Source organism: Plantibacter sp. CFBP 13570, assembly GCF_014841395.1.
GTDB lineage: Bacteria > Actinomycetota > Actinomycetes > Actinomycetales > Microbacteriaceae > Plantibacter > Plantibacter auratus.
In genome coordinates, this window is record NZ_JACYTW010000013.1 from 28,470 (window position 1) to 46,340 (window position 17,871).

The 17,871-nt window shown below is 68.8% G+C and carries 18 protein-coding genes and 1 tRNA gene; 9 read left to right on the top strand and 10 right to left on the bottom strand.

Going from position 1 to position 17,871, the window contains the following annotated elements; translation table 11 throughout:
• The first annotated feature begins 31 nt into the window (after positions 1–31).
• From pepN to IFT89_RS06860, 6 genes are all read left to right on the top strand, one after another.
• Complete coding sequence (gene pepN, locus IFT89_RS06835; protein WP_202938561.1) at positions 32–2,575, top strand: aminopeptidase N; 2,544 nt, start codon at positions 32–34, stop codon at positions 2,573–2,575.
• A 144-nt stretch (positions 2,576–2,719) separates the two neighbouring features.
• Positions 2,720–4,009, top strand: a complete 1,290-nt coding sequence (locus tag IFT89_RS20515) for a sensor histidine kinase (protein WP_202938562.1) — start codon at positions 2,720–2,722, stop codon at positions 4,007–4,009.
• Positions 4,006–4,680 (top strand): response regulator, encoded by a 675-nt coding sequence (locus IFT89_RS06845; protein WP_202938563.1) that lies wholly within the window; start codon positions 4,006–4,008, stop codon positions 4,678–4,680. The genes IFT89_RS20515 and IFT89_RS06845 overlap by 4 nt, the downstream gene beginning before the upstream one ends.
• A gap of 81 nt (positions 4,681–4,761) precedes the next feature.
• Complete coding sequence (locus IFT89_RS06850; RefSeq protein WP_079705699.1) at positions 4,762–5,769, top strand: mechanosensitive ion channel family protein; 1,008 nt, start codon at positions 4,762–4,764, stop codon at positions 5,767–5,769.
• Positions 5,770–5,789: 20 nt separating this feature from the next.
• Positions 5,790–6,194, top strand: a complete 405-nt coding sequence (locus IFT89_RS06855) for a globin (RefSeq protein ID WP_079705698.1) — start codon at positions 5,790–5,792, stop codon at positions 6,192–6,194.
• A 55-nt stretch (positions 6,195–6,249) separates the two neighbouring features.
• Positions 6,250–7,932, top strand: a complete 1,683-nt coding sequence (locus IFT89_RS06860) for an FAD-binding dehydrogenase (protein ID WP_202938564.1) — start codon at positions 6,250–6,252, stop codon at positions 7,930–7,932.
• Positions 7,933–7,935: 3 nt separating this feature from the next.
• On the opposite strand, the gene IFT89_RS06865 is transcribed toward IFT89_RS06860, so the two are convergent.
• Positions 7,936–8,616: a hypothetical protein gene (locus IFT89_RS06865; RefSeq protein WP_202938565.1), complete on the bottom strand. Its 681-nt coding sequence runs from the start codon at positions 8,614–8,616 to the stop codon at positions 7,936–7,938.
• Between the two features lie 126 nt (positions 8,617–8,742).
• Here IFT89_RS06865 and IFT89_RS06870 point away from each other — a divergent pair, with 126 nt between their 5' ends.
• The gene (locus tag IFT89_RS06870) at positions 8,743–9,615 is read left to right on the top strand and encodes an acyl-CoA thioesterase (protein WP_234993952.1); all 873 of its coding nucleotides are present in this window, start codon (positions 8,743–8,745) and stop codon (positions 9,613–9,615) included.
• 10 nt (positions 9,616–9,625) lie between these two features.
• Here the strand turns inward: IFT89_RS06870 and IFT89_RS06875 are convergent, their stop codons facing one another.
• The 5 genes from IFT89_RS06875 to IFT89_RS06895 form a co-directional block, all read right to left on the bottom strand.
• Positions 9,626–10,099 (bottom strand): acyl-CoA thioesterase, encoded by a 474-nt coding sequence (locus IFT89_RS06875; RefSeq protein ID WP_064295138.1) that lies wholly within the window; start codon positions 10,097–10,099, stop codon positions 9,626–9,628.
• 87 nt (positions 10,100–10,186) lie between these two features.
• The gene (ettA, locus tag IFT89_RS06880; protein ID WP_085510665.1) at positions 10,187–11,869 is read right to left on the bottom strand and encodes an energy-dependent translational throttle protein EttA; all 1,683 of its coding nucleotides are present in this window, start codon (positions 11,867–11,869) and stop codon (positions 10,187–10,189) included.
• A gap of 13 nt (positions 11,870–11,882) precedes the next feature.
• Positions 11,883–13,328 carry an amino acid permease gene (locus IFT89_RS06885; RefSeq protein WP_202938566.1) on the bottom strand — a complete coding sequence of 482 codons (1,446 nt, stop codon included), beginning with the start codon at positions 13,326–13,328 and terminating at the stop codon, positions 11,883–11,885.
• A 105-nt stretch (positions 13,329–13,433) separates the two neighbouring features.
• Entirely contained in the window at positions 13,434–13,958 is a 525-nt protein-coding gene (locus tag IFT89_RS06890; RefSeq protein WP_241160868.1) for a DUF6993 domain-containing protein, read from the bottom strand.
• A 22-nt stretch (positions 13,959–13,980) separates the two neighbouring features.
• Complete coding sequence (locus IFT89_RS06895; RefSeq protein ID WP_202938567.1) at positions 13,981–14,433, bottom strand: single-stranded DNA-binding protein; 453 nt, start codon at positions 14,431–14,433, stop codon at positions 13,981–13,983.
• A 282-nt stretch (positions 14,434–14,715) separates the two neighbouring features.
• Here IFT89_RS06895 and IFT89_RS06900 point away from each other — a divergent pair, with 282 nt between their 5' ends.
• Together IFT89_RS06900 and IFT89_RS06905 are read left to right on the top strand one after the other, a co-directional pair.
• Positions 14,716–14,916 (top strand): hypothetical protein, encoded by a 201-nt coding sequence (locus IFT89_RS06900; RefSeq protein ID WP_202938568.1) that lies wholly within the window; start codon positions 14,716–14,718, stop codon positions 14,914–14,916.
• 133 nt (positions 14,917–15,049) lie between these two features.
• Positions 15,050–15,712, top strand: coding sequence for a hypothetical protein (locus IFT89_RS06905; RefSeq protein WP_086473532.1), 663 nt, complete (start codon positions 15,050–15,052; stop codon positions 15,710–15,712).
• 69 nt (positions 15,713–15,781) lie between these two features.
• Here IFT89_RS06905 and nadE read toward each other — a convergent pair whose 3' ends face one another.
• The 4 genes from nadE to orn form a co-directional block, all read right to left on the bottom strand.
• On the bottom strand, positions 15,782–16,603 hold the full coding sequence (nadE, locus tag IFT89_RS06910; protein WP_085510661.1) for an ammonia-dependent NAD(+) synthetase: 822 nt from the start codon (positions 16,601–16,603) through the stop codon (positions 15,782–15,784).
• Positions 16,604–16,694: 91 nt separating this feature from the next.
• Positions 16,695–17,045 carry a metallopeptidase family protein gene (locus tag IFT89_RS06915; RefSeq protein WP_064295133.1) on the bottom strand — a complete coding sequence of 117 codons (351 nt, stop codon included), beginning with the start codon at positions 17,043–17,045 and terminating at the stop codon, positions 16,695–16,697.
• A 55-nt stretch (positions 17,046–17,100) separates the two neighbouring features.
• Positions 17,101–17,176, bottom strand: a tRNA-His gene (locus IFT89_RS06920).
• 50 nt (positions 17,177–17,226) lie between these two features.
• Complete coding sequence (gene orn / locus IFT89_RS06925; RefSeq protein WP_064295132.1) at positions 17,227–17,847, bottom strand: oligoribonuclease; 621 nt, start codon at positions 17,845–17,847, stop codon at positions 17,227–17,229.
• Positions 17,848–17,871: the final 24 nt, after the last annotated feature.

Below are 17,871 nucleotides of genomic sequence, written 5' to 3' on the forward strand. Positions count from 1 at the left end.
GTCACGTGTCCATCAACACCAGGGAGCAGTTGTGCCAGGAGAGAACCTCACCCGAGTCGAAGCCCAGGAGCGCAGGGCGCTCGTCGACACGTCGAGCTACGAGGTCGTGCTCGACCTCACGACCGGTCCCGAGGTGTTCCGCAGCACCACGACGGTGCGCTTCACCGGTGAACCGGGTGCCTCGACCTTCATCGACGCCATGACGCGCACCGTCCACTCCGTCACGCTGAACGGCGTCGAGCTCGACCCGTCGGCCGTCTCCGACGGCGTGCGCATCCAGCTCGACGGCCTCGCTGCGGAGAACGTGCTCGTCGTCGACGCGGACGCCGAGTACACGAACACCGGTGAGGGCCTCCACCGCTTCGTCGACCCCGTCGACGGCGAGGTGTACCTGTACAGCCAGTTCGAGGTGCCGGACTCCCGTCGGGTGTTCGCGGTCTTCGAGCAGCCCGATCTGAAGGCGACGTTCACCTTCACGATCACGGCGCCCGCGGCCTGGCAGGTCGTCAGCAACTCCCCCACGCCTGAGCCGGTACCGGCGCACGACGGCGCGGCGACCTGGAGCTTCGCACCCACGCAGCGCATCTCCTCCTACATCACCGCGATCGTGGCCGGCCCGTACGACGTGGTGCGCAGCGAGCTCACCTCGAGCGACGGCCGGACCATCCCGCTGGGCGTCTTCGCTCGCAAGAGCCTGGCGGAGTACCTCGACGCCGACTACATCTTCGAGAAGACGCGTCAGGGCTTCGCGTACTACGAGGAGAAGTTCGCGTACCCGTACCCGTTCGAGAAGTACGACCAGCTCTTCGTCCCAGAGTTCAACGCGGGCGCGATGGAGAACGCCGGCGCGGTGACCTTCACCGAGACCTACGTGTTCCGCTCGAAGGTGACCGACGCGATCAAGGAGCGCCGGGTCGTCACGATCCTGCACGAGCTCGCCCACATGTGGTTCGGCGACCTCGTCACCATGAAGTGGTGGAACGACCTGTGGTTGAACGAGTCGTTCGCCGAATGGGCTTCGACGATCGCCACCGCTGAGGCCACCGAGTGGACCGAGGCGTGGACGACGTTCAACGCGATGGAGAAGACCTGGGCGTACCGCCAGGACCAGCTGCCGTCGACGCACCCCATCGTCGCGACCATCAACGACCTCGAGGACGTCCAGGTCAACTTCGACGGCATCACCTACGCCAAGGGCGGCTCCGTCCTGAAGCAGCTCGCCGCCTGGGTGGGCATCGAGGCGTTCTTCGCCGGCGTCGGCAACTACTTCCGCAAGCACGAGTTCGGCAACACCGTGCTGGACGACCTGCTCGTCGAGCTCGAGGCGACGAGCGGCCGCGACCTCCGCGAGTGGTCGAAGCTGTGGCTCGAGACCGCCGGGGTCGGGACGTTGAGCCCGGAGTTCACGGTCGACGCCGACGGCGCGTTCACCGCGTTCGCCGTCCGTCAGACGGTCCCCGCGGACTACGACACGCTGCGTCCGCACCGCCTCGCCATCGGCCTGTACCGGCTGCAGGACGGCAAGCTCGTCCGCACCCAACGCGTCGAACTCGACGTCGACGGGGCGCTCACCGAGGTGCCGGAGCTCGTCGGTGAGACGCAGCCCGACCTGGTGCTGCTGAACGACGACGACCTCGCCTATGCGAAGATCCGCCTCGATGAGCGGTCGCTCGCGACGGCGATCGGCCACCTCGCCTCGATCGAGGACCCGCTCGCACGCTCGCTGGTCTGGGGCGCTGCCTGGGACGCGACCCGCGACGCCGAGTCGAGCGCCTCCGACTACGTGGAACTCGTCCTCGGGAACATCGCCACGGAGACCGAGTCGACGACCCTGCGCACCACGCTCGGCCAGCTCGGTCTGGCCGCGCGTAACTACGTCGCTCCGGAACGCCGCCTGGCGACCATCTCCCGGGTCGGCGACGCGCTCTGGACGCTCGCCCAGGAGGCGGAGGCCGGCTCCGATGCGCAGTTCCAGTTCGTGAAGTTCTTCGCCGCTCTGGCCTCGACCCCCGAGCACGGCGAGCACCTGCGTGCACTTCGCGACGGCTCCGCGGCACTCCCGGGCCTGGAGATCGACACCGACCTCCGCTGGGAGCTCCTCGAGGGACTGGTCCTCCTCGGTCTCGCGGACGGTTCGGACATCGATGCGGCGCTCGCCGAGGACAACACGGCCAACGGTGCGCAGGCGGCCGCTCGTGCACGGGCGACGATCCCCACCGTCGAGGGCAAGCGCGCAGCGTTCGACTCGGTCGTCGAGCACGACGACCAGCCGAATGCGATCGTCCGGAACGTCGGTCTCGGGTTCGGGCATGTCATCGACCCGGCCGTCCTGCAGCCGCTCGTCGAGCCGTACTTCGCCGCGCTCACCTCGGTCTGGGAGTCGCGCAGCTACAAGATCGCCGAGTACATCGTCGAGGGGCTCTACCCGGCGGCGCTCGCCTCCACCGAGCTCCGCGACCGCACCCGCGCGTGGTTGGAAGCCAACGCCGATATCCCGGCACTCCGACGCATGCTCGTCGAAGCCCTCGCCGGGGTCGAGCGGGCGCTCGCGGCACAGGCACGGGACGCCGCGTGATCCACTCGGCCGGATAGCACTCCGGTACCAGGATCCTCTGGCGAGAACCCCTCCACGGCACGACCCGCTGTGGAGGGGTTCTCCGTATCCTGGAGGGATGCGCCGACCAGTGAACGACGACCGACCCTCAGGGTCGTCCTCGTCGTGACCGCTCGGAAGCCGTCCTCCGACCGGGACCCGGCCGCGACGGAGGCCGCACTGATGCTCCCGCGCCCACCCGGGGTCGTCCGACGCTGGTGGTCGAGGCATCCGTGGACCGCCGACTCGCTCATCGCCGCCGGGTACCTCCTCGTCGCGCTCTCGGTCAGCACCGTCGAGTGGTTCGACGTCGACCTGGCCGCCCAGCCCGGCCGCATCGCGCTCGCCGTCGCGATCGTGGGCATCACGACACTCGCCGTCCTGCTCAGGCGACGGCGCCCGCTCGCGATGACCGTGCTCGTCATCGCCGTCGGGCTCGTCTCGGTCGCACAGACGGTGGGCGTCGACGCGTTCGCCGTGCCGATCCTGCTCTACTCGGTGGCCGTGTACCGAACCGTCGCACTCGGCTGGCAGGCCTTCGCCGCCGCCGCGGTCGTCGCCGTCCTCGCCCCGTTCCTGCCCTGGGCCGCACCACATGAGCCGGGAGAGCCGCAGCAGACCATCATCTCGGTCGTCCTCTTCGCGCTCTTCGGGCTGCTGATCGGGATCAACGTCGGCAATCGCAAGCGGTACGTCGAAGCACTCGTCGATCGGGCGGCGCAGCTGGCCCGCGAGCGCGACCAGCAGGCCCAGCTCGCCGCCGTCGCCGAGCGGACCCGCATCGCCCGCGAGATGCACGACATCGTCTCCCACAGTCTCACCGTCATCGTCGCGCTCAGCGAGGGGGCCCTGGCGACGAAGGACCCGGCGGCGTCCCGGTCCGCCATGACCGCCGTCACCGACGCCGCCCGCGGCTCCCTCGTCGACATGCGACGCATGCTGGGCGTCCTCCGCGAGACCGGCAGCGCACCCCTCGCTCCGCAACCCGACGCCGCGTCGATCCCCGCGCTCGTCGAGACCTTCCGCGGGCTCGGCCTGCCGGTCGCACTCACCGTCTCGGGGCCGTCGACGGACGACCCGTCGATCCTGCTCGCCGTGCACCGCATCACGCAGGAGGCACTCACGAACGCGCTGCGGTACTCGGAGCGGCCGAAGCGCGTCGACGTCGTCATCACCACCGACGACGAGCACCTCGAGCTCATCGTCGAGAACGACGGGTCCATTCCGGACGCGCCGTCGCTCGGCGCCGGCCAGGGGTTGCTGGGCCTCCGCGAACGCGTCGCGTTCCAAGGAGGTCGGGTCACCGCCGGAGCCGTCGGCGATCGGCTGTGGCGCGTCCATGCCGTCCTGCCGCTGGAGCCACGCCCGACGAGAACGTCCCCGCCGACCACCGAACCACGAGGAACCACACCATGACCGATCCCGTCCGCATCCTGCTCGTCGACGACCAACAGCTCATCCGGCTCGGTTTCGGTCTCGTGCTCGGCGCGGAGGACGACCTGGACGTGGTCGGTGAGGCTTCGAACGGCGCCGAGGCGATCGACCTCGCCGCCAGGCTGCAGCCGGACGTGATCCTCATGGACGTCCGGATGCCGGGACTCGACGGGATCGAGGCGACCAGGAGGATCGTCGCCGCGAACCCCGACAGCCGCATCATCATCCTGACGACCTTCGACCTCGACGAGTACGCCTTTGGAGCGCTGCGGGCCGGCGCGAGCGGCTTCCTCCTGAAGGACGCCCTGCCGAACGAGCTGACGTCCGCGATCCGCGCGGTCCATGCCGGCGACGCCGCCGTCTCGACCCGCATCACGAAGCGCATGCTCGAACTCTTCGCGACGGCCCTCCCCGGCACGCCCGCGGCCGCCGAGGACGGCTCGGCAGCAGAACTCGCCGAGCTGACGCCGCGGGAGCACGACATCCTCGTCGCCATGGCGGAGGGGCTGAGCAACGCGGAGATCGCCGCCCACTTCGTCCTCTCCGAGTCGACGGTGAAGACGCACGTCGGTCGGGTGCTCATGAAGCTGCAGCTGCGCGACCGCGTGCAGGCGGTCATCTTCGCCTACAAGCACGGACTCGTGCGTCCATGACCGTTCACGCAGGCCCCCTTCGGCTCGCACTCGGGCGGCTCACACGGTTCACTCCGGGTCGCTCGGTACACTGTGGCCCATATGAACTGGGATGAGATCTGGCCTGACGTGACCGCCTTCCTCTGGACGGCGGGGTGGAAGATCATCGGCGTGGTGGTCGTGATCGGCCTGGCGTTCGCTGCCGCATGGGTACTCCGATTCGTCATCCGACGCGTCGTCGGCCGCATCGTGAGTGGCGTCAAGAAGAGCGCCGACGTCACGGACACGCAATCGCTGCTCGCCTCGCCGCTCGCCGCCGTCCGACTCGTCCAGCGCACGCGGACCCTCGGCACCGTGCTCAGCAACATCGTCAACGTCACCATCGTCATCGTCGCGGCCATCCTCGTCGTCAACGTCATCGACTCGAGCATCATCGGCTCGTTCGCCCTGCTGACGGCCGCGGTCGGTGCCGGTCTCGGTTTCGGTGCCCAGAACATCGTCAAGGACATCCTGAACGGCCTGTTCATGGTGGTCGAGGACCAACTGGGCGTGGGTGACGTGGTCGACCTCGGGCCCGCCACCGGCGTCGTCGAGACCGTCGGCATCCGGATCACCCAGGTACGCGACGTCAACGGCACGCTCTGGTTCGTCCGCAACGGCGAGATCCTGCGGGTCGGCAACATGTCGCAGGGGTGGTCGCGGGTCATCATCGACCTGGCGATCCCGTACGACACCGACGTCGAGGCCGTCCAGGAGCGCATGCTCGACACGGCGAACGAACTCGCCCACGACCCCAAGTGGCGCTCCCGCATCCTCGAGAAGCCCGAACTGTGGGGTCTCGAGTCGATCTCGGGCGACGCCCTCGTCATCCGCCTGGTCATCAAGACGCGCACGAGTGCCAAGGACGACGTGGCTCGCGAACTGCGGATGCGGTTGAAGCGCGCCGTCGACGAGATGGACGTCAAACTCCCGTCGCTCAACAGCATCGTCCTCTCGGGCTTCGAGGGTGCCGCAAGCGTGACCGGTTCGCGTCCCCCGCGCACCCACCCGACCACGGTGGTCCCGCCGCGGGCGCCGAAGACCAAGCGACCCCCGAGAGGGCAGCAGTGACCGACTCCCAGGCACCAGGCATGTCCTTCTACGAGCAGGTCGGTGGACACGCCACCTTCAAGGCCCTCGTGGACGAGTTCTACCGTGGCGTGGCCGGCGACCCCGTCCTGAAACCGATGTACCCCGAGGAGGACCTCGGTCCGGCGGCCGACCGGCTGATGCTCTTCCTCGAGCAGTACTGGGGTGGGCCGGGCACCTACAGCGCCGAACGCGGCCACCCGCGTCTCCGGCTCCGACACCAGCCCTTCCACGTGAACCCCGACGCTCGCGACCGCTGGCTGCTGCACATGCGCGCCGCCGTCGACAGCCTCGACCTCGCGCCGGTGCACGAGGCGACGCTCTGGGACTACCTCGAGCGAGCAGCCCACGCCATGGTCAACACCTTCGACGAGGATCCAGGGGCACCGCGCCGCAGTCTCCTCTGATTCCGGCCGCACGGTCGTAGGATCGGACGCACGTCCGTGCCGAAGGAGTCAGCAGATGCCAGCAGCCGTCCCTCCCAACCCGTCCGCCGATCGAACCGAGGCCGACGCGATCGTGATCGGCAGCGGGCTGGCCGGGCTCGTCGCCGCCGCAGAGCTCATCGAAGCCGGCAAGCGGGTCATCCTGCTCGAACAGGAGCCGGAGTCGAACCTCGGTGGCCAGGCGCACTGGTCGTTCGGCGGCCTGTTCCTGGTCGACTCCCCCGAGCAGCGCCACCTCGGCGTCCGTGATTCGCTCGAGCTCGCGACCCAGGACTGGTTCGGCGCAGCAGCGTTCGACCGTCCCGAAGACCACTGGCCGAGGCGCTGGGCAGAGGCGTACCTCGATTTCGCCGCGGGCGAGAAGCGCGCCTGGCTCCACGAGCAAGGCATGCGGTTCTTCCCGGTCGTCGGCTGGGCGGAACGGGGCGGTTACGGCGCCATCGGCCACGGCAACTCCGTTCCCCGCTTCCACATCACCTGGGGCACCGGACCCGGTGTCGTCGCGCCCTTCGTCCGACGGGTGAACGCCGGCGTCGAGGACGGCACGGTGTCGGCTCATTTCCGGCACCGCGTGGACGAGCTGCTCACCGAGGACGGCGCGGTCGTGGGCGTCCGCGGCTCCGTGCTCGCCCCGTCGCATGCCGAGCGCGGTGCTCCGAGCTCGCGCGAGGTCGTCGGCGAGTTCTCGTGCAGGGCGCCCGCGGTGCTCGTCGCAAGCGGTGGCATCGGAGGGAACCACGACCTCGTCCGCGAACAGTGGCCGGCCCGGCTCGGGACGCCGCCGACGACCATGCTCTCCGGTGTCCCCGCGCACGTCGACGGACGCATGCTGGCGATCAGCGAACGCGCGGGCGGGCATCTCATCAACGGCGACCGGATGTGGCACTACGTCGAAGGCATCACCAACTGGGATCCGATCTGGCCGCAGCACGGCATCAGGATCCTGCCGGGGCCGTCCTCGCTCTGGTTCGACGCGACCGGGAAGCGGCTCCCGGTGCCGCTCTTCCCGGGCTTCGACACGCTCGGTACCCTCGCGCACCTGCGTGCCACCGGCCACGACCACAGCTGGTTCGTGCTGACCCAGCGGATCATCGAGAAGGAGTTCGCGCTGTCGGGGAGCGAGCAGAACCCCGACCTCACCGGGAAGGACCTCGGGCTGCTCGCGAAGCGCATCGGCCCGGGAGCGCCCGGGCCGGTCGAGGCGTTCAAGGAGCACGGCGCGGACTTCGTCGTCGCCGACACGCTCACCGAGCTGATCGCCGGCATGCAGGAACTGAGCCCGGAGACGCCCATCGACGCGGCGAACGTCATCGCCGAGGTGGAGGCTCGCGATCGCGAGATCGACAACCCGTTCACGAAGGACCTGCAGATCACGGCGCTCCGCGGTGCCCGCGCCTACCGCGGTGACAAACTCATCCGCGTCGCCGCACCGCACCGGCTCCTCGATCCGAAGGCCGGACCGCTCATCGCAGTGAAGCTGCACGTGCTGACCCGCAAGAGCCTCGGTGGGCTCGAGACCGACCTCCAGAGCCGCGTCCTCGGCTCCGACGGACACCCGGTGCCCGGACTGTTCGCCGCGGGTGAGGCTGCAGGGTTCGGTGGCGGAGGGATCCACGGCTACCGGGCGCTCGAGGGGACGTTCCTCGGCGGGTGCCTGTTCAGCGGACGGGCCGCGGGCCGCGCTATCGCAGGTGCCTGAGGATCAGGAGACGGCGTTCGCGAGCACGTGTCCGCGTCGGGTGCTCAAGCGGACCCATCCACCTGAGCGGAAGACTGCCGCGCGCTCGGGCTCGGCGATGAAGCCGAGGCCCACCGCGGCGAACGCGGCACCGGTCGGGAGTCCGTGGCCGTCGCCGAGTGGCCGGGACCAGACCTGCGACCGCACCTTCTGGACGATCTGATCGCCGACCGCCGTGGGCAGCGTCTCGGCGATCTCCGCGGCCCCCGTCCTGGCGACGAGTTCGAGCTCGATGGTGTCCACGTCGCCCGCACCGTCCCAGCCGCCACGGGGCGGCGCCTGTCCGACCCACGGGGCCGTCCTCGTGGACGGCGGCAGCTCGAGCGGCATGGTCTCGCGGGCATCCGCGACCAGGTCCTCGGCAGCGACGCCACCGAGGGTTCGGACGATGCGGTCGATGAGTTCACGCGGGGTCGCGAGGACGTCGGCCGTCGCCGGTTCGGCGAGTGCGAAGGTGCGCATCCCGATGATCGTCGGACTCCGGTCGAGCAGGCCCTGCGGGTGCAGCACCGGGGCTGAGACCGCCAGGACGTCCCCGGCAGCCAGGAGTCGCACACCGGAGTCGTCGATCCGGGCGGCGCGTGCGAGGAAGGTGCGGAGGTCGGCGAGCGAACTGGCGTCGAGGAGCTGCAAGGTGGTGGACATCTCCTCTCAATCTACGCCACCGCCGCGTGCGCTCCAGCACCGCGTCGCCGGGGCCTGGATAGACTCGGCGGGTCGGGTCGGGCATCGACGACCGAGCCTCGACCCCCGGATGAAAGGCGTGTTCGCGTGAAGGAACCGATCCACTCCCTGCTCACCGCGCTGGACCTCAGTGCTCCCGGTGTCCGGACCGACGAGGACATCTTCACCGGTCCGTCCCAATGGATGCCGCAGGGGCGGGTCTTCGGTGGTCAGGTGCTCGCCCAGTCCGTCGTCGCCGCTACCCGGACCGTCGACGCCGAGCGCATCATCCACTCGATGCACGGGTACTTCCTCCGACCGGGCGACGTCGACCTGCCGATCACCTTCGCGGTCGACCGCATCCACGACGGACGCTCGTTCGCCACCCGGCGCACCCAGGCGTACCAGAACGGAGTGCCGATCCTCTCGATGATCGCGTCCTTCCAGACCCAGGACGAGGGCCCGGAGCATCAGATCGAGCTGCCCGACGGGATCCCGGACCCGGAGACGCTCCCGTCGGCCGCCGAGCTCCTCAGCGGGATCGACCACCCGGCGGCCGAGGCGTGGGCGACGGGACGCCCCTTCGACCTCCGACACGTCGGCTCCCCCGTCTACCTCCGGGTGGAGGGCGAGCGGACCACCCGGCAAGCGGTGTGGTTCAAGACGATCGAGGACCTGCCCGACGACCCGGCGCTGCACCGTGCCGCGCTCGCCTACGCGAGCGACTACACGATCCTGGAGCCGGTGCTCCGTCGTCACGGCGTCCCGTGGGCCACCCCGGGCATCAAGATCGCCAGTCTCGACCACGCCATGTGGTGGCACCGACCCGCCCGCGTCGACGAGTGGCTGCTCTACCTGCAGGATTCCCCGAGCGCCACCGGCGGAAGAGGTCTGTCCCTCGGGCGCATCTACGATCGGGCGGGTCGCCTCGTCGCGAGCGTCGCCCAGGAGGGCATGGTGCGGTTCCCGACGCCTCGGTGACCGGCGTCGCTCAGCGCCGCGAGAACTCGATCGGATCCTCGAGGAACGGCTCCCATGCGGCACGTTCGACGTCCGAGATCCGGCGCGGCTTGAGCGTCTTGGCGTCCACCATGACGACCGTCGTGGAGGCTCGGGCGTACAGCGTCTGCGATGCCCCACCCAGCGGCGAGTAGACCTCGTACGCGACCTGCAGGCTGGCTCCGCCGATCTTGCCCATCCAGAGCTGGACGTCGAGCGGATCGCGCTGGTACGGGATCGGGGCCAGGTACTCAATCTCCTGGTGCGCCACGAGCGTCAGCGTCTCGGCCTCGAGGCTCGCATCGATGACCGCGGTCGGCGGGACGTCCTCCGACGCCAGCGTCGGGATCCAGAAGACGCGGACGCGCGCCTCCTCCAGCAGCTTGAGCATCGAGGCGTTGTTGACGTGGTTGAAGGCGTCGAGGTCGCCCCACCGCAGTGGGATCGGCACGTGGAGTCTGGTCATTGCTGGGCCCTCCGTGGGTCGGGGACGTACGGGTCGTGAACGGACGACGGCCCACCGGCAGAAGCCGATGGGCCGTTCGCACGAGTCCTAGTCTCGCGTGAGCTTGCGGTAGGCGGAGCGGTGCGGCTTTGCCGCATCCGGTCCGAGGCGCTTGATCTTGTCCTCTTCGTAGGACTCGAAGTTGCCCTCGAACCAGTGCCAGTTCGACGGGTTCTCCTCGGTGCCCTCGTACGACAGGATGTGCGTCGCGATGCGGTCGAGGAACCACCGGTCGTGGGTGATGACCACAGCGCAACCCGGGAACTCGAGGAGCGCGTTCTCGAGGCTCGAGAGCGTCTCGACGTCGAGGTCGTTGGTCGGTTCGTCGAGCAGCAGGAGGTTACCGCCCTGCTTGAGCGTCAGCGCGAGGTTCAGTCGGTTGCGCTCACCACCCGAGAGGACGCCGGCCTTCTTCTGCTGGTCCGGGCCCTTGAACCCGAAGGTCGACACGTAGGCGCGGGACGGGATCTCCTGGTTGCCGACCTGGATGTAGTCGAGCCCTTCGGACACGACCTCCCAGAGCGTCTTGTTGGGGTCGATGCCCCCACGGGACTGGTCGACGTAGGAGAGCTTCACGGTCTCGCCGACCTTGAGCTCACCGGCGTCGAGCGGCTCGATGCCGACGATGGTCTTGAACAGCGTGGTCTTACCGACACCGTTCGGGCCGATGATGCCGACGATGCCGTTGCGCGGGAGGCTGAAGGAGAGGTCGTCGATGAGGACGCGTCCGTCGAAGCCCTTCTCGAGCTTCTTGGCCTCGAGGACCGTCGAGCCGAGTCGCGGACCGGCGGGGATCTGGATCTCCTCGAAGTCGAGCTTCCTGGTGCGCTCGGCCTCCGTCGCCATCTCCTCGTAGCGAGCGAGACGAGCCTTCGACTTCGCCTGGCGGCCCTTCGCGTTGCTGCGGACCCACTCGAGTTCGCTCGCGAGTCGCTTGGCGAGCTTCGCGTCCTTCTTGCCCTGGACGTTGAGACGCTCGCCCTTCTTCTCGAGGTAGGTCGAGTAGTTGCCCTCGTACGGGTAGAGGCGACCGCGGTCGACCTCACAGATCCACTCTGCGACGTGGTCGAGGAAGTACCGGTCGTGGGTGACGGCGAGCACGGCGCCCGCGTACTGAGCGAGGTGCTGCTCGAGCCAGAGCACGCTCTCGGCGTCGAGGTGGTTGGTGGGCTCGTCGAGGAGCAGGAGGTCGGGCTTCTGCAGGAGGAGCTTGCACAGTGCGACGCGACGCTTCTCGCCACCGGAGAGGTGGGCGACCGTGGCGTCGGACGGCGGGCAGCGCAGGGCGTCCATCGCCTGCTCCAGCTGCGAGTCGAGGTCCCAAGCGTCAGCGGCGTCGATCGCCTCCTGCAGCACGCCCATCTCGGCGAGCAGGGCGTCGAAGTCGGCGTCGGGCTCGGCCATCGCGAGCGAGATCTCGTTGAAGCGGTCGATCTTGCCCTTGATCTCGCCGACGCCCTCCTGGACGTTCTCGAGCACCGTCTTGTCCTCGTCGAGTTCCGGCTCCTGCATGAGGATGCCGACGCTGAAGCCCGGCGTGAGCTTCGCCTCGCCGTTCGAGGGGGTGTCGATCCCCGCCATGATCTTCAGGATCGTGGACTTACCGGCACCGTTCGGGCCGACGACGCCGATCTTCGCTCCGGGCAGGAACGCCATCGTCACGTCGTCGAGGATGAGCTTGTCGCCGACCGCCTTGCGGGCGCGGACCATCGAGTAAATGTATTCAGCCATGTCGCCGTCCAGTCTACGGGCGGACCCTCCGTTTGCGCTGCACGACGACGCCCGCGATGACGGCCGCCGCCGCGATCGCGCAACTCGTCGTCACCTCGAGGAGCCGGGCGGGTCCGCCGAAGAACATCGACACCAGCAGCGCAATGAGCGCGACGACGACCACGACCGTGAGCCACGGGTGTCCCCACATGCGGATCCCGCCGACGCGGTCGCCACTCTCCGACGCCGAGACCTGGTCGAACCGTCGACTGCGCAGTTGAGCGACGGCGATCACGATCCACACGAAGATCGCGATCGCGCCGGTGGAGTTGACGAGGAACGTGAAGACCTCGTCCGGTGCGAGGTAGTTCAACAGGACGCACACGAGCCCGACGACGGCCGAGCACAGGATCGCGACCGCCGGCGTGCCGCGTCGCGTCGTCGCGCGGACCGCTCGCGGGGCCTCCCCGCGGCCGCCGAGTGAGAACAGCATGCGCGACGCCGTGTACAGCGAGGCGTTGAGCGTCGACAGCAGGGCCGTGAAGACGATGATGTCCATCGCCACCCCGGCACCGGGGATCCCGGCGGCGTGCAGCATGGTGACGAAGGGACTGATCCCCGGCGTGATCTCCGTCCACGGCACCACGATGAGGACGACCAGGATCGAACCGATGTAGAACAGCAGGATCCGCCAGACGACCGAGTTCACCGCTCGCCGGACGGCACCCTTCGGGTCCACCGATTCTCCTGCCGCGATCGTGGCGACCTCGGCACCGAACATCGAGAAGATGATCGGCAGCAGCGCCGCCAGGACGCCGCCGATACCGAACGGCAGGAAGCCCCCGTCCGTTGGAGCGAGGTTGGTGACGGTCGCCGTCTCGGTCGGGACGACGCCGACGATGATGAGCGATCCGAGCGCGATGAACAGGACCACGGCCGCGATCTTGATCGACGAGAACCAGAACTCGAACTCACCGAACGACTTCACCGAGACGAGGTTGGCGGCGAGGAACGCGACGGTGATCACGAGCGCCGGGATCCACTGCGGGAGACCGGGCACCCACTGGCTGACGATCTGCGCTGCGGCCGTCGCCTCGATGCCGACGACCACGACCCAGAACCACCAGTAGAGCCATCCGATCGCGAGACCGGCCCAGGGGCCGATGAAGCGCGAGGCGTAGGCGGAGAACGACCCGGTCTCGGGCGATGCGGAGGCCATCTCCCCCAGCATGCGCATGACGAGCACCACGACCACGCCGGCCAGGGCGTACGCGAGGATCACGCCGGGTCCCGCTGCGAGGATCGCCGTGCTCGACGCCACGAGGAGCCCGGCGCCGATCATGCCGCCGAGGGCGATCAGCGCCAGATGACGAGGCTTGAGTGTATGCGCCAACGCCGTCGGCGCCACGGCCAGACGTTCGTCGGCCAGGAAGACGGCCTCGGTGGCAGGTTCCCCGCCAGGTGATGGGTTGGCGGTCATGCGGGCCCTCGATTCCGGATCGAGCCACCTAGGAGGTGGCGATATCTGAAATGTCAGGTTATGGCATGCCCACGGCTTGCACCAGCCCGTGAGTGGTCGGCGGCGCTACCAGTCGATCGCGCGCGTGACCCCGATGAGGCATCGCCCGGTGTCGAGCTGCGACACCACCGACGAGTGATACCCCGTCGCCGGCCCGTTCTGCCCGAGAATGCACTGCCCTTGCCACCGGATGGCGAACTGGATCGAGTCGGCCGGCTCGCCGATGCTCGTCGTGTCCGAGGAGACCTCCATCTCCGCCTTCGGGAAGCCAGCGGCGACGAGACCGTCGATGATCGCCTGGCCGCCAGCGGCGGGGTTCGCGGCGAGCGTGGCTGCGTTCACGGCGTCGAAGAACGGCAGGTTGTCGGTGGCGGTGCCCTCGGGGAGCAGCACGGGCGCCGCCGGAGCCGTCTCAGTGGCGGTCGGCGTCTGGCTCGGCGTGGCCGTCGGCTCGGGAGCGGGCTGGGAGCAGCCGGTCACGGCGATGCCGAGCAGACCGAGCACCACGCCGACCCGGACGCCGGCGATCGACGTGCGGCGACGGATCGAGGTGACGGCTGAGACGGGGCGGTCGCGGAGGCTCTTCTGCACGTCGAGCAGTCTACGCGGCGCGTCAGAACGGCGTGTCCTGCGGCGGTGCCGACGCCCATTCCCCGGCTCCGGAACCGGTCGACTCGGATGCGGCGGGCGCCGGGTTCGCCCCCGCTCCGACCGGCGACTCACCGGACCCCTTCGGTTGCCAGCCGAGGTCGGGCCCGATGTGATCGGCTTCGATGTCGACCGACGTCCCTCGTCGCTCACCCTGCTCCCAATCGCGGATCCGCAACCGACCGAGCACGATGACGCGCTGTCCTTTGACGAGCGATGTCGCGGAGGCGGTCGCCAATCCGCGGAAGGCGCTCACCGTGTACCAGTTCGTCTCCTGCGCGACCCAGGAACCCTGCTTCTGGTCGTACCGACGTTGCTGCGACGCCAGGCGGAAACTGGTGATGTCCAGCCCGGACGTCGTGCGATGGTGCTTGGGGTCTGTCGCGACATGTCCGCAGACGGTGATCTGGTCGTTCATGGGTTCCTCTCCTGTCGGTCCGACGATCCTGGCGGTGGATCGCGGAAGCGTCCGGGGCGGGTCCGTGCCGATCGCCACCCCGGACGCGCTGCCAGCCTCACCGATCCCGGAGGCCCCGTGTCGAGCCGGTCGGCCCTCGTCGATGTCCACAACCGCGCACTTCGCTGTGGAGGACCCTCGCTCCGCTCCGACCAGGGCCGATGTCGGTGGCCCCGCATACGCTGACGAGTACCAGCCGGCAGTCCCAGTCCGGCATCGCCCCACCAGCGCACGAGGAGTCCCATGCCCAACGCCCAGAGCATCCGTCCCGGCTACTGGCGCGTCACGACCCCCGACGGCCGCGTGCTCGGCAACATCGAGGCCGTCGGAGCGGACGGCGTTCCGGAGTACCGGGCCAACCGGTTCCGGCCGGCCGTCCTCGGGTATGCCCCTCTGGGCAGCTTCAGCGATCTCGCGGTCGCCATCGACGCCTTCCGCAACTGAGTGACGACCCTCCCGCCGTTCCCGTCGAACCCGGTGCGTCGCCCGAGTTCACGCCCGAACGAGGGGTAGTCTGCGGCCCATGCAGTGGTGGAATGACTTCGTAGAGTGGGTGACCTCAGCTGAGGTCCGCCCCATGCTGTTCGCTGCGGCCCTCTTCATCGTGGCCGTCGTGGTTTCCTCTCTCGTCGCCGCCGGCGCAAGCCGTCGTGCGCTGCGAGCCATCGTGGACCAGCGCGATCGAGAGCAGAAGAACGTCGCGATCCTGGCGCTCGTCGACGCCGCCACCGAGGCCAGCGTCTGGAACTCGCTCACCCCCCAGGAGCAGGTGCTCAGCGATCGGGCCGTCGCCCAGGCCGACACGCTCGTGCGACTCAGCCCGATCAAGGGTGCGGCCGTCGCTGCGGACTGGGCGAACCACCAGCTCCACGAGATGAAGCGCAACTCCGCCACGTTCGGGTACGAGTTGGACCCGGTCGTCGAGGAGTTCCGCGACCGCCTCGTCGAGTGGTCGAAGAAGCCGGCACGCGCTCGCAAGGACTTCGAGGGCGACCTCCGTCGCTGGCGCGCGGAGTCCACGGGATCGGAACAGGCGCTCGTCGCGGAGCAGGAGTCCTGGGTCGCCAAGCAGCACCACGAGCAGTACGCCGAGGTGAAGCCCGCGTCCACCGCGCCGGCATCACGGCCCGGCGACATCACCCGCTCGACGGGTGGCACGATCAACACCAGCACGACGCAGCGCATCATCGACGACGTCGCGGTCCTGGAAGCCGAACGCAAGCAGTCCAGCGTCAGCTGACCACCGAGACTGACAGACGGCGGCCCGATCATCCGATCGGGCCGCCGTCTTCGTGTCAGGGGTGCGTGGTCAGCGCCACCAGGTGTCGAACTTGCTGACCGGGACCTGTCGCTTGTGCTCCGTCGCCGCGTACCGGGCCTCGATCGCTTCAGCGGCCACCGGATCGATCTCGCTCCCCTCGAGGAAGTCGTCGATCTGCTGGTAGCTGAGCCCGAGGTTCTCCTCATCGGTCTGGCCGGGAGTGCCGTCGAGGAGATCGGCGGTCGGCGCCTTCAGGTACAGACGTTCCGGAGCATCGAGCGACTCCAGGAGCGCCCGCCCTTGACGCTTCGTCAGGCCGCTGAGCGGGAGCACGTCGGCCCCGCCGTCGCCGAACTTCGTGAAGAACCCGGTGACCGCCTCGGCCGCGTGGTCCGTCCCGACGACCAGGAGCCCCTGCTGACCGGCGATCGCGTATTGCGCGACCATCCGTGCCCGCGCCTTCGCGTTGCCCTTGACGAAGTCGCTGAGGGGTTCACCGGTCGCATCCGCGTACTCGGCTTCGAACCCGTCGACCGCACGTTGGATGTTGAACACGACGGAGTCGTCCGGGCGGATGAACGACAGCGCCAACTGGGCGTCGTCCTCGTCGTGCTGCACCGCGTACGGCAGACGGACGGCGACGAACCGGGCCTCCCCACCCTCGGCTCGGACCTCTTCCGCCGCGAGCTGGCACAGGCGCCCGGCGAGCGACGAGTCCTGTCCCCCGCTGATCCCGAGCACGAACCCCTTCGTGTGCGTCGCCCGCAGGTACGACTTCAGGAAGTCGATCCGGGAACGGACCTCGGCCGCCGGGTCGATCGTGGGGCTGACATGGAGTTCCGCAATGATGCGGGCCTGGATCTCGCGCATGTCCCCAGGCTACTCGCTCACCGGAGGCGCACCCGGAACTCCGAGGCACTTGCAACACACCGGAAACACGGCTCGGTGGGCGAGGCGGGTCTCAGGCCCAGCCGAGCTCGTGCAGTCGCTCGTCGTCGATGCCGTAGAAGTGCGCGATCTCGTGGACCAGGGTGGTGTGGATCTCGTCGGCGAGCTCGTCGAGGGTCTCGCACGCCGCCAGATGCGGCTCGCGGTAGACGATGATCCGGTCGGGCATCTCGCCGAAGCCGTAGCGGTCGCGCTCCGTCAGAGCGACGCCGTCGTACAGCCCGAGCGTGTCGAGCGTGCCGTTCTCAGGGCGGTCCTCGACGACGAAGACGACGTTGTCGAGACCGTCGACCATCTCGTCGGGCAAGCGGTCGAGTTCGTCCACCACGAGGGCTTCGAACGCCTCGGTGTCCAGCTCCAACATGCCCGCTCCCCGGATACGACAGAAGCCGGAGGGATCCTCCGGCTTCTGTACGACATGGGGTGAGTAACGGGGCTTGAACCCGCGACCTCCTGGACCACAACCAGGCGCTCTGCCAACTGAGCTATACCCACCATGCGACCTGCTCCGCGGAGACCGCGTCACAAGCGACTGGATGAGTCTATTACATGTTTGGGGCGTACCGTGACACGACCGCTTCCGAAACCTGCTTCGCGTCGTCGGAGGACGGGCCGGGGAGGTCGACGAACAACGCTCCGCGGTAGTAGGCGAGCTCACGGATCGACTCGAGGATGTCCGCCAGCGCGCGGTGTCCGCCGTGCTTCGACGGGGCGTTGAAGTACACCCGCGGGTACCACCGACGGGCCAGTTCCTTGATGGAGGAGACGTCGACGTTGCGGTAGTGCAGGTGGGCGTCGAGCCGCGGCATGTACCGCGCGAGGAATCCGCGGTCGGTCCCGATGGTGTTCCCGGCCAGCGGCGCCTTCGACTCGTCGGGGACGAAGCGCTGGATGTACTCGATGACCTGGAACTCGGCGTCCGCGACGCTCACGCCGTTCGGGATCTCCTCGAGCAGCCCCGAGGTGCGGTGCATGTTCGTCACGAACTCACCCATGTTGTCGAGTGCCGACTGGTCGGGCTTGATCACGACGGAGTAACCCGGGTCGAGGATGTTCAGTTCGAAGTCGGTGATCACGACGGCGATCTCGACGAGTTCGTCGACCTCCAGCTCGAGTCCGGTCATCTCGCAGTCGATCCAGACCAGACGGTCCCCAGCTGTGCTCATGGGTCGAGTCTACTCAGCACGACC